The organism is Pseudomonas sp. GW821-FHT09C09, assembly GCF_059418105.1.
Window position 1 is genome coordinate 553,516 of sequence record NZ_JBWKPF010000002.1, and the last position, 11,905, is coordinate 565,420.

Consider the following 11,905-nt stretch of genomic DNA (forward strand, 5'->3'; position numbering starts at 1 on the left):
CGCTCAGTGCCCAACACACTCTGGAGGTCATGGATGGAGTCGTCAGCCGCCGATCAACCGCGAGCACCCGGCCAGGCACCGGTCAAGACCCGGCGCTTCAGCATTTCGCTGGTGTGGATCGTGCCGATCGTCGCGGTGCTGGTGGGCATTTCGCTGGTGGTGCACAACCTGATGCAGGAAGGCCCGACCATCGTCGTCACCTTCAAGACCGGCAGCGGTCTGACCGCCAACAAGACCGAAGTCAAATACCGCAACGTGGTGGTCGGCCAGGTCTCGGACGTCGAGCTGGCCGACGACCAGAAGAGCGTCAACGCCACGATCAAACTGGCCAAGCAGGCCGAAACCTTTACCCGCGAAGACTCCAAATTCTGGGTCGTACGCCCCCGTATCGGCGCCGGCGGCGTGTCGGGCATCGACACCCTGCTGTCCGGCGACTACATCGGGGCCGACATCGGCCAGTCCGACTCCCGCGGCAAATACTTCAAGGGCCTGGAAAACCCGCCGCCGATCACCTATGGCGAACCGGGCAGACGCTTCAACCTGCACTCCTCGGATCTGGGCTCGCTGGACATCGGCTCCCCGGTCTATTACCGCAAGATTCCGGTTGGCCAGGTCGTGGCCTACGCACTCGATCCCGATGGCAAAGGGGTGAATATCGAAGTGTTCATCCACGCGCCGAACGATGCCTTCGTCACCGAGAACACCCGGTTCTGGAACGCCAGCGGCATAGACGTGAACGTCGGCGCCAATGGTTTTGCGGTGAAGACCGAATCGCTGTCCACCCTGCTGGTCGGTGGCATTGCCTTCCGCGCGCCGGATTACAGCCCCAACGATGTGGCGGCAGCGGATGAAAAAACCTTCGACCTGTTCGACGACCAGCAGACCGCCCTCGCCCCGCCCGCCGGCAAACCGCAGTACCTGAGCCTGCGTTTCGATCAGGCCATGCGCGGTCTCAAGGTCGATGCGCCGGTCGAATTCCTCGGCATGGAAATCGGCCGTGTGGTGAGCATCAACCTGGACTACGACGAGAAGAAACGCAGCTTCCCGGTCAACGTCGGCATCGTGATCTACCCGCAGCGCCTCGGACGGGCCCACGAAAAGATGCTCAAGGTGCTCAACCACAACCCGGAAGACGAAGCCGCCGCCGTGCGCCTGATCGGCACTTTCGTCGACAACGGACTGCGCGCCCAGGCCCGCAGCGGCAACCTGCTGACCGGTCAGCTGTACATTGCTCTGGATTTCTTCCCCAAGGCCGAAAAAGTCGCGTTTGACCCGACGGCGCGTCCGATCGTCATTCCGACCATTCCCGGCAGCCTCGAACAACTGCAGGAAAAACTCGAGGCGATGGTCGACAAGCTCAACAAACTGCCGGTGGAACGCATTGCCGGCAATCTCGACGGCAACCTCGTCGAACTGCGCAAAAGCCTGACCCAGTTCAACGCGAAGACTTTGCCCGGTGTCCAGAACACTTTGGCGGACGTGAGCAAGACCCTGCAATCGGCCAATTCGACGCTGGCCGAAGATTCGCCGCAACGCGAAAAACTCACCCAGACCCTCGACGAACTCGGGCGCATGTCGCGTTCGCTGCGTGAACTGTCGGATTACCTCGGTCGCCATCCGGAATCGCTGATTCGCGGGCGCCCCGACAACGCTGCGCCACTGGATCTCAAGGGACCGCCGCGCAATTGAGCACAGGAGCCTTGCCATGGCTTTACCGCTGAAGTTCACCGTGCTCGCCGCGTGCCTGCTGCTGGGTGCCTGTCGCAGCGACCCGATCAGCTTCCACACCCTGACCCCGGCACAGCCGATGCCTGGCCGATCAGGGCAGGACATCGCAATTGAAAGCATCAGCGTGCCGCCCCAGGTCGACCGCCCGCAAATCGTCATTCGCCAGGGCAACAGCGGCCTGGCGATTCTGGAAACCCAATGGTGGGGCGCCAGCCTCGGCGATGAGTTGCGCAGTGCGCTGGTGGATCAGTTGAGCAACGCTGGAGTTGCGCGCAAAACGTCGGTGCGCATCGATGTGCAGCGTTTCGATTCGGTCCCCGGACAATACGGGCTGATGGACGTGAAATGGCGCCTGCGTCCGGCCGACGCGGGCGATAGCGGCCTGCTCACCTGCCGCTCGATTCTGCAGACCCCTTCCGGATCGAGCATCGACGATCTGGTGAACGCTCAGCAGAACAACGTCAAACGCCTCGCTGCGCTGATCCGTCAGGCCGCCGGCAATGCGCGCAGCTGCCCGCCGTCCTGAGCCGCCGGCTTCAATTCCACGCTGAAGCGGCTGCCGCTGGACTGGCCACTGCTCAATTGCACCCGCCAGTGCTGGCGCTTGCAGATCCGCTGCACCAGCGACAAACCCAGGCCAAGGCCCTCGCCGCGGCCCTCATCGCCACGCACGAACGGCTGGAACACCGCCTGACGCTGCTCCTCCGGGATGCCGATGCCGCTGTCTTCCACCACAAAACCGTTGCCGGTCAGGGTCAGCCGGACGAACCCGTGATCGGTGTAGTGCCAGGCATTGCGCAACAGGTTGCCCATGACCGACTGCAGGAACGTCAGGTTGAAGCGTTCCATGCACGGCTGCTCCACCTCGTAGAAAAAATCCAGGCCCTTTTCACGAATCAGTCGGCCCCAGATCTCGCTCTGGGCATCCGCGACGTCCTTGAGCGTGACGCAAATGTCGCTGCCGGTATCGTCCTCGGCGCGAGCCAGCATCAGGAAGGTATCGACCAGTTGGCGCATCTCGTGACTGGCCCGGGCGATGCGATTGACCTGCGCGGTTGAACGGGCATCGAGCGACGGATTGGCGAGCAACAACTCGCAGGAGCCGCAAAGCACCATCAACGGCGTGCGCAGTTCATGGCTGACATCGCTGGTGAACAGTTTTTCGCGGCTCAGGGTTTCGCGCAGGCGGCCCAGGGTCTGATCGAACGACAGCGCCAACTCCCCCACTTCGTCTGCGGCGTAGTCCGGGTGCAGCGGAGGCGCCAGCACCAGCAACTGATCGCGATGGCGCACCTGACGCGCCAGACGAATCACCGGCGCCATGACCCGGCGTGCCAGCAATCGCCCCAGCACGAGCGCCAACAGAACACTCAGGACAAAACCGACCGTGACCACGATGAACAGCAATCGCTCGCGCTGTTCGAGGCTTTCCTGATCGCGCAACAACACATATTTGCGTCCACCGACCACCTCGACCATGGCAAAGAAGTCATCGCCATCGAAGCTGATTTCCTGAAAACCGGGAGCCAGTGCCGCCAGTGAAGGAATGAGCGCCATCGGGCCCGGGCCGCCTTCGAAGAAGAACAACTCGCTCTTTTCCGGCTGATGGCTCCAGCGATTGATGTCTTCCATGGCCAGCAGGCGATGCAGGCCGCCGCTCAAGGTGCTGGTGGCCAGCCGGTGCTCGACGACGTGCACGGCGGCGACAATGCCCAGCGCAAACACCCCGGCGACGAGAGCGCTCATCAAAGCGAACACGATGACGATCCGTTTCGTCAGGCTTTGCTTGAGATCCATTCGGGTCGATGACTCCACTGCTGAATTCAGACTTCACGGTCAAAAACAGCGACATTGACCGAACCTGCGCAGCTTCACCGCAAACATAAACATTTGTTAAGACTGGCCGGTAAAAAAAGGGTATTTGAGTCTGGTTATCAAACACCGGATTAGTTGGGTTTTATCGACTCTCGCGAAATTTTCACATGTTCTTCACCGCCCCCCGACGTGCACAAACGTAATGTTCAGCCATTATTCAAGTTCACAACTATAAAAATTGGTTAAATCGCCGGCCAATCTCGCCTGCGACGTCAAGGGGCATGCCGTGGAGCGACAGATGCAATTAACAGCGACATATAAACAACGCCGCACGCTTCGACTTGGAAAACTGTTGACCGGCATCGGTGTAGTGGTCGCCATCGGACTGGTCAGCGGCTTCGTCTGGGTGACCCGCTCGCCCGTCGACCTGGGCAACGCCGGCAAGGCTGCCCGGGCTGACTGGACCCAGGCCTGGCAGGATGGCGAAGTGGTGGCGCTGGTGCGTCATGCCGAACGTTGCGACCGTTCCGACAACCTCTGCCTGGGCCCGGCCGACGGCATCACCCAGGCTGGCAACGACTCTGCAGCGCTTGTAGGTAAAGGCTTTGTGGGCCTGGGCATGCAGCAGGCGCAGGTGTTCACCAGCCCGCTGACCCGTACCGTGCAGACCGCACGCGCCATGTTCGGTCAGGACGCCACGACCCAGATCTGGCTCGAGTCCTGCGGTTCTTCTCTGCGCAACGACGTGGTGGCGCACAAGGTTGCCAAGCGCAATCTGGTGCTGGTCACCCACAGCGGATGCATCAGTGACTTCGAAAAACAGACCGGTTTTCCTCACGCGGTCGCCGCCGAATACGGTAGTACCCTGTTTGCTCGCATCGATGACAAAGGCCAACTTAAAGTGTTGGGCATCATGAATGCCGATGCCTGGTCTCAACTCAATAGTCATTAATGCTTTAGTTGGGGCGAACCGACAAGGTTGCACTTTTTTCAACTAGTCAGGAACGGACTTCATTAATTTGTAATGAAAGATGTATCTGCCCCCGATTTACTGGACAACGGTTTTTTTTAAGCTTGGCTATAGTGCGAGAACTCCGGCCTGGAGGTTCGGCAGCTCTCTGGATACAGGAAACGCCCGTCCCCCGATCGCACACCTGCATTCATTCAACACGATGACCCGCCCGCTCAGGAACACGCCGGGCAGGCCATCGACACAAGAACTTCGTTTGGCACCAAGGCTTTGTCATGACGTCTGAAAATAACCCGCTGCGACACGCTGCCCGTCATTTCTCCCCCACCACGACTTTCGAGCGTTGGGCCATTCCCGGTCTGATTCTGGCTTTCGTGGTGTTTTATCTGTTGCCGCTGATGACCCACGGCCTGTGGATCCCCGATGAAACCCGCTACGGCCAGATCAGCCAGGAAATGCTGCTCAGCGGCAACTGGGTCGCGCCGCATTTCATGGGCATCCGCTATTTCGAAAAGCCGATTGCCGGCTACTGGATGATCGCGATCGGCCAGGCGATCTTCGGTGAAAACCTGTTCGGCGTGCGTATTGCTTCGGCCCTGAGTACCGGTGTCAGCGTCTGGCTGACTTACCTCATGGCCCGCCGGCTGTGGAACAACCCGCGCATCAGCGTCGCCAGCGCCCTCCTTTATATGAGCTTCGGGCTGATTGCCGGCCAGGCCGGCTACGCCAACCTCGATCCGCAGTTCACCCTGTGGGTCAACCTGAGCATGGTCGCCGTTTGGTTTGCCATCGACAGTCAGACCCCTCGCGCCCGTCTGGGTGGCTGGGCGCTGCTCGGTGTCGCGTGCGGCATGGGCCTGATGACCAAAGGGTTCCTGGCGTTATTGCTGCCGGTGCTGATCGCCCTGCCCTACATGATCTGGCAACGCCGCTTCGGCGAACTGGTGCGTTACGGGCTGGTTGCCGTGGTGGTTTGCGTGCTGATCAGCCTGCCGTGGGTCTTGGCTGTTCATTACCGGGAACCCGATTTCTGGCGCTTCTTCTTCTGGCACGAACACATCCGTCGTTTTGCCGCCGGCGATGCCGCGCAGCACGCCCGTCCTTGGTGGTTCTACCTGCCGCTGCTGTTTGCCTCCACCCTGCCGTGGGCCGTTCTGCTGCCTTCGACGCTCCTGCGCACCTGGCGCGAAAAGCGTGACCCGAAAACCGCCTACCTTGCATTGTGGTTCCTGTTGCCACTGGCCTTTTTCAGCCTGAGCAGCGGCAAGCTGCCGACCTACATCATGCCGTGCCTGCTGCCGATCGCCCTGTTGATGGGGCAGACCGTGGTCAACTGGCTGAATCAGAACAGTGGCCGTGTCCTGCGCCTGAACGGTGTGATCAATACCGTCATCGCCAGTGCGGCGCTGGTGGCGCTGCTTTATTTGCAGGCAACCAAGGAAATCTACGAAAACACCGAGATGTTCAGCCTGTCGCTGGCCTATATCGTGCTGGTGGGCTGGATCATCGCCAATGCCTTGCAAGTGCTGCGTCCGCTGACGTTGTGGGCCATGCCGGCGCTGGGTATCGGCCTGCTGGTGGCGTTGTTGCCGGCGGCCATGCCGGGGCAGATCGTCAACAGCAAGATGCCCGACCAGTTCATTGCCGAGCATCAACAGGAACTGAGTGAAACCGCGTCGCTGCTGAGCAACGACCTGGGCGCAGCCTCGGCACTGGCGTGGCGCTTGAAACGTCCGCAGGTGGATCTGTTCAACACCATCGGTGAACTCAAATACGGCCTCGAAGACCCGGCCATGGAAGCACGTAAAGTCACGATGGACGGCGTCGGCCAGTGGATGACCGAAGCGCGGAAGAAAGGCGCGGTCGGTGTGGTCTTGCGCGTCAACAGCACGCAGGAAGAGCAGGAAGTCGGATTGCTGCCGGTAGACGGCAAGCATTACCGTCGCGGCAATCTGCAGATCTTCATCTTCCCGCAGCTCCAGCCATGATCTTGCGCAATAACGACCGGGGCGCCCTGCTGCTCCTGCTGGCCGCCAGCGCCCTGATGTTGCTGCTCGGTCTGGGCAGTCGCGAACTCTGGGGCGCGGAAACCCGCTGGGCGAACATCGCGTTGCAGATGATGCAAAGCGGCGATTACTTCGACCCGTACCTCAAGGGTGATCCCTACTACGACAAGCCGCTTTTGTCGTACTGGCTGATCACCGCGACCGCCTGGTTGACCGGCAGTCTCGATCACTGGTCGCTGCGCCTGTCTTCGGTGGTGTCCGCGTGGCTCAGCGTCTGGCTGGTGTATCTGCTGGGCGAGCAGCTGTTTCGCAAAGGCACGGGGCTGATCGCCGGCTGGATGCTGGCGACCACCTTCTATTTCGTGTTCTGGGCGCGGGTCGCCACTGCCGACATCCTGACGGTCTGCGGTGTGCTGGCGGCGGTCTGGTGGTACTGGCGCGGGCCGGACGATACGCGGTTTTCGCGCTATCTGGTGTTCTGCGTCCTGCTGTCCCTGACGTCATTGTTCAAAGGCCTGATCGGTTTCATCCTGCCGGGGCTGGTGCTGCTGCCGCACCTTCTGAATGAAGGCCGCTGGAAGCGCCATCTGAACCTGCGTCTGCTCGCGGCGCTGGTGATTGCCGGGGCGTTCTACATGACGCCGTTCCTGCTGTCACACCTCTACGGCGCACCGAATTACGGGGAAAGCGGCCTGGGACTGGTGTTGCGGGAAAACGTCGTGCGGTTTTTCCAGCCGTTCGACAACATCGGCCCGATCTACACCTATTTGCTGTACTTGCCGATCTACACCCTGCCCTGGGCGCCGTGCTGGATCATTGCCCTGTGGGTCGCGGCGAAGAACTGGAAACACATCGAACCGGACACCCGCTGGCTGATTCAGGGCCTCGGGCTGTTGATGCTGTTTTTCACCGCCAGCGGCAGCCGGCGCAGTTACTACGTGCTGCCACTGGTGCCGTTCGCGCAACTGCTCGGGGCCTGGTGGATTACCCGGCGCATGGCCGCGCGAAACGCCGAGAGCCCGTTTGGCGGGCGCGGCCTGAAAATCGGTTTCGCGGTGACCACGGTATTGCTGCTGGGGATTCTCGGCGTGCTCTACCCCTGGACCAACAGCGGTGGCGGCGCGATCCGCTTCGGCGAGACCGTGCGCCTGCAAGCCAGCCAGCGTGCGCCGTTGAGCCAATGGCACTTCGTCATGGTCGAGGTGGACAACAAGGTCCCGATGTACCTGCAGACCGGCGGCGAGCCGTTCTACTACGTGCCGGAAACCCGCGACTTCCCTCGCGATGGCGATGCTGCCGCGATGTTCGAATGGCTGGAACGCACCAGCGGCAAGCACTGGGATCCGAAGCGTACGATCTTCGTCGCCCAGTACCGCACCGGCGAACCCGTGCCGCTCTCCAAACTCGGTCAAGACCATCAAGTCATCACGACCACCCCGACCCGCGGCGAACAAGTGTTCCATGGCCGCGAGGATCAAAGCGTCGCCTACCTGCCCCAAGGCTCCTGAAAGACAACGCCGGGTTCGCCCGGCGTCCCCGCCCAGTGACTGCTAACCTGAATGGCAATGACATGTATTAACGGTTTGTTTGACGTTTTTTTCTCATTTGCCTCTCTACATTGCCAGCCAGCCAACATATGCAAATCATTCGCATTGAAGTTTTCCGGCGAATGCTTGCCCATAACGTCTAAAAAAACAGGAGCTGCTCCGTCATGAGTCCATCCCTTCCGTCCTTTCTCAAGCACGCTACTCTGGCAACCGCGCTGCTCGCAGCCGGTCAGGTGTTTGCCGCCGATTCCGTCGGCATCGTGGTCTACAACGCTCAGCACGAAACCCTGACCAAGGCCTGGGTCGCCGGCTTCACCGAGGAAACCGGGATCCCGGTCACGATCCGCAACGGCGACGACACGGAAATGGGCAACCAGCTCGTGCAGGAAGGCGCAGCCTCTCCGGCGGACGTGTTCCTGACGGAAAACTCCCCGGCCATGGTGCTGGTGGACAATGCCAAACTGTTCGCCCCGGTGGCACCGGCCACCCTTGAACAAGTGGGTTCGGCTTATCGTCCGGCCCATGGCCAGTGGGTCGGCATCGCCGCTCGCTCGACAGTCTTTGTCTACAACCCGGCCAAACTGCCGGAAAAAGACCTGCCAAAATCCCTGATGGATCTGGCGACCCCGGCATGGAAAGGTCGCTGGGCTGCATCCCCAGCCGGTGCGGACTTCCAGGCCATCGTCGCCGCCGTGCTGGAACAGAAAGGCGAAGCCGCCACTCTGGAATGGCTCAAGGGCATGAAAGCCAACTTCACCGCCTACCGTGGCAACAGCTCGGTGCTCAAAGCGGTGAACGCCGGCCAGGTGGACAGCGGCGTGATCTATCACTATTACGCTTTCGTCGATCAGTCCAAGACCGGCGAAAACAGCAAGAACACCGCGCTGCACTACTTCAAGCATCAGGATCCGGGCGCGTTCGTGAGCATCTCCGGGGGTGGCGTGCTGAAGTCCAGCAAACACCAGGAAGAAGCACAGAAATTCCTCCAGTACATCACCGGCAAACAAGGCCAGGAAGTGCTGCGCACCGGCAACTCCTTCGAATACGCCGTGGGCAAGGACTCGGCGTCCAACCCGAAACTGGTGCCGTTGAAGGATCTGGACGCACCGAAAGTCGACGCATCGAAGCTCGACAGCAAGAAAGCCGTCGAACTGATGACTCAGGCGGGACTGCTTTAATTGATGCCTGAAACTCTGCCGGCGGGGATCGCTGCGGCGCCCTCCGCCAACCTTTCACGCAGGTCCCGCGCCCTCAACGGGCGCGGGAGTCCCTGGGTGGTCGTACTGGCGATCGGTGTTTCATTGCTGTCGTTACTGCCGATCGGCTTTGTGGTCGGCGTGTCGTGGTACACCGGCTGGGCGACCATCGAAGCCTTGATCTTCCGCCCTCGAGTGGCCGAATTGCTGATCAACACCGTGCTGCTGGTGTTGATCACCCTGCCGATCTGCATTGTGCTGGGCATCACTCTGGCCTGGCTGACCGAGCGCACCAACCTGCCCGGTCGGCGTTTGTGGTCAGTGCTGGCGGTTGCGCCGTTGGCGGTGCCGGCGTTCGTGCACAGTTATGCATGGGTCAGCCTGGTTCCGTCGATCAATGGGCTGCCGGCCGGTGTGCTGGTGTCTGTGATCGCTTACTTTCCGTTCCTTTATTTGCCGATTGCGGCGACGTTGCGTCGTCTCGACCCGGCGATTGAAGACGTGGCCGAATCCCTCGGCCTGAAACCGTGGGCCGTGTTCTTCCGGGTGGTGCTGCCGCAATTGCGCCTGGCGATCTGTGGTGGCGCGCTGTTGGTAGGCCTGCACTTACTGGCCGAATATGGCCTTTACGCGATGATCCGCTTCGATACCTTCACCACGGCCATTTTCGATCAGTTCAAATCCACCTTTAACGGCCCGGCCGCCAACATGCTCGCCAGTGTTCTGGCGCTGTGCTGTCTGGCGATGCTGACCGTGGAATCTGCCGCTCGTGGCCATGCGCGTTATGCCCGGGTCGGCTCCGGCAGCGCCCGGGAACAGCGGACCGTGCGTCTCAAACCCGGCATCGCAGCTCTGGGTCTGTGTCTGCAAACCCTGACCTGCCTGTTGGCTCTCGGTGTCCCGATGCTGACGCTGGGCAGATGGCTGGTCGCGGGCGGCGCTGAAGTCTGGCAAGGCGAAGAGTTGTTGCCGGCCTTGCTCCAGACCTTGTCGTTCGGCGTGGCCGGTGCGGTGTTGACCAGCCTTGCAGCGATCCCGATTGCCTGGCTGTCGATCCGCGCGCCCGGCAAACTGCAACGCGTGCTGGAAGGCTGCAACTACATCACCAGTTCCCTGCCGGGGATTGTCGTGGCGCTGGCGCTGGTCACCGTGACGATCCACTTCGCCCGGCCGATCTATCAGACCACCATCACCGTGCTGCTGGCGTACCTGCTGATGTTCCTGCCGCGGGCGCTGGTCAGTCTGCGTGCCGGTTTCGCCCAGGCGCCCGTGGAGCTGGAAAACATCGCGCAAAGCCTCGGTCGCTCGCCGCTGCGCGCCTTGTGGCTGATCACCCTGCGCCTGGCCGCGCCGGGTGCGGCGGCGGGTGCAGCGCTGGTGTTTCTGGCGATCACCAATGAATTGACCGCAACCCTGTTGCTCGCGCCCAACGGCACGCGCACCCTGGCCACCGGTTTCTGGGCCATGACCAGCGAAATCGACTACGCCGCCGCAGCGCCTTACGCGCTGCTGATGGTGGTGCTTTCGCTGCCGCTCACGGCCATCCTCTATCACCAATCCAGGCGCAGTGCCGGCCGATGAACGCTCTCGACATCATCAATCTCAGCAAATCCTTCGGCGCGCAAACGGCGCTGGACACCATCAACCTGTCCGTCCCGACCGGCAGTCGCACCGTGATCGTCGGCCCGTCAGGCTCCGGCAAGACCACGCTGCTGCGGATGATCGCCGGCTTCGAGTTTCCCGATGCGGGAAGCCTGACGCTCAACGGTCAGACGCTGGTCGACAGCACCCACGCCGTGCCCGCCTACCAACGCCAGATTGGCTATGTTCCGCAGGATGGCGCGCTGTTTCCGCACATGACCGTGGCCGACAACATCGGTTTTGGACTGACTGAAACCGGCAGCGCCAGAACCGAACGCATCCAGGCATTGATGGACAGCGTGGCCCTCAACACCAACATGGCCGCACGCTGGCCCCATGAGTTGTCCGGCGGCCAGCAGCAACGGGTGTCGCTCGCCCGGGCACTGGCCCAGCAACCGCGCCTGATGCTGCTGGATGAACCCTTTTCCGCCCTCGACACCGGCCTGCGCGGTGCCATGCGCAAGATGGTCGCCCGTCTGCTCGAGGAGAGCGGCGTGACGACGATTCTGGTCACCCACGACCAGGGCGAAGCCTTGTCGTTTGCCGATCAGTTGGCGGTCATGCGTGACGGGCGACTGGTGCAGTCGGGGCATCCGATGGACCTCTACCGCTATCCGGACGATGAGCAGACCGCACGGTTTCTCGGCGAAGCAGTGGTCATGCCGGCGCAGATCGAGGCCGGTTGGGCCCATTGCGATCTTGGGCGGATCGCGGTGAACAGCAACGGTTTTTCCGGTCCCGCGCAGATCATGCTGCGCCCGGAACAGCTTCAGCTGTCCGACCTTCCCGCCGACTCAGAGGGCTGCAATGCCGTGGTCACCGAACGCGATTTCGGCGGCAACACTTGCACTCTGACGGTCGAGTTGCGCGCCGCAGCCAATGAAGAATCCGGTCGTTCGCTGCTGGTACGCAGCACCGGGATGCACGCGCCGCCGGCCGGCAGCGCGGTACAACTGTCGATTCTAGGGGCGGCGCACGTCTTCGACGCGTCGTAACAATCGA

At 61.6% G+C, this 11,905-nt stretch carries 9 protein-coding genes; 8 read left to right on the top strand and 1 reads right to left on the bottom strand.

Annotated elements, in window-relative coordinates:
- Positions 1–33 precede the first annotated feature (33 nt).
- On the top strand, positions 34–1,689 hold the full coding sequence (locus AC07NR_RS07515) for a PqiB family protein (protein WP_495078241.1): 1,656 nt from the start codon (positions 34–36) through the stop codon (positions 1,687–1,689).
- Between the two features lie 16 nt (positions 1,690–1,705).
- Positions 1,706–2,254, top strand: a complete 549-nt coding sequence (locus tag AC07NR_RS07520) for a PqiC family protein (protein ID WP_248739781.1) — start codon at positions 1,706–1,708, stop codon at positions 2,252–2,254.
- Here AC07NR_RS07520 and AC07NR_RS07525 read toward each other — a convergent pair.
- Positions 2,215–3,525: a sensor histidine kinase gene (locus AC07NR_RS07525; RefSeq protein ID WP_495078242.1), complete on the bottom strand. Its 1,311-nt coding sequence runs from the start codon at positions 3,523–3,525 to the stop codon at positions 2,215–2,217. The genes AC07NR_RS07520 and AC07NR_RS07525 overlap by 40 nt on opposite strands.
- A gap of 316 nt (positions 3,526–3,841) precedes the next feature.
- On the opposite strand from AC07NR_RS07525, the gene pmrG reads away from it, so the two are divergent.
- The 6 genes from pmrG to AC07NR_RS07555 all read left to right on the top strand — a co-directional run bounded on the left by pmrG (position 3,842) and on the right by AC07NR_RS07555 (position 11,898).
- Positions 3,842–4,495, top strand: a complete 654-nt coding sequence (gene pmrG / locus AC07NR_RS07530) for a lipopolysaccharide core heptose(II)-phosphate phosphatase PmrG (protein ID WP_248739783.1) — start codon at positions 3,842–3,844, stop codon at positions 4,493–4,495.
- A gap of 293 nt (positions 4,496–4,788) precedes the next feature.
- Positions 4,789–6,501: a lipid IV(A) 4-amino-4-deoxy-L-arabinosyltransferase gene (gene arnT, locus AC07NR_RS07535; protein ID WP_495078243.1), complete on the top strand. Its 1,713-nt coding sequence runs from the start codon at positions 4,789–4,791 to the stop codon at positions 6,499–6,501.
- Positions 6,498–8,027: an ArnT family glycosyltransferase gene (locus AC07NR_RS07540; protein WP_495078244.1), complete on the top strand. Its 1,530-nt coding sequence runs from the start codon at positions 6,498–6,500 to the stop codon at positions 8,025–8,027. Before arnT ends, AC07NR_RS07540 begins: the two co-directional genes overlap by 4 nt.
- A 203-nt stretch (positions 8,028–8,230) precedes the next feature.
- On the top strand, positions 8,231–9,244 hold the full coding sequence (locus AC07NR_RS07545; RefSeq protein ID WP_085709962.1) for an iron ABC transporter substrate-binding protein: 1,014 nt from the start codon (positions 8,231–8,233) through the stop codon (positions 9,242–9,244).
- Between the two features lie 3 nt (positions 9,245–9,247).
- Positions 9,248–10,843: an ABC transporter permease gene (locus AC07NR_RS07550; protein WP_305832860.1), complete on the top strand. Its 1,596-nt coding sequence runs from the start codon at positions 9,248–9,250 to the stop codon at positions 10,841–10,843.
- Entirely contained in the window at positions 10,840–11,898 is a 1,059-nt protein-coding gene (locus AC07NR_RS07555) for an ABC transporter ATP-binding protein (RefSeq protein ID WP_495078245.1), read from the top strand. The genes AC07NR_RS07550 and AC07NR_RS07555 overlap by 4 nt, the downstream gene beginning before the upstream one ends.
- The last annotated feature ends 7 nt before the right edge of the window (positions 11,899–11,905 follow it).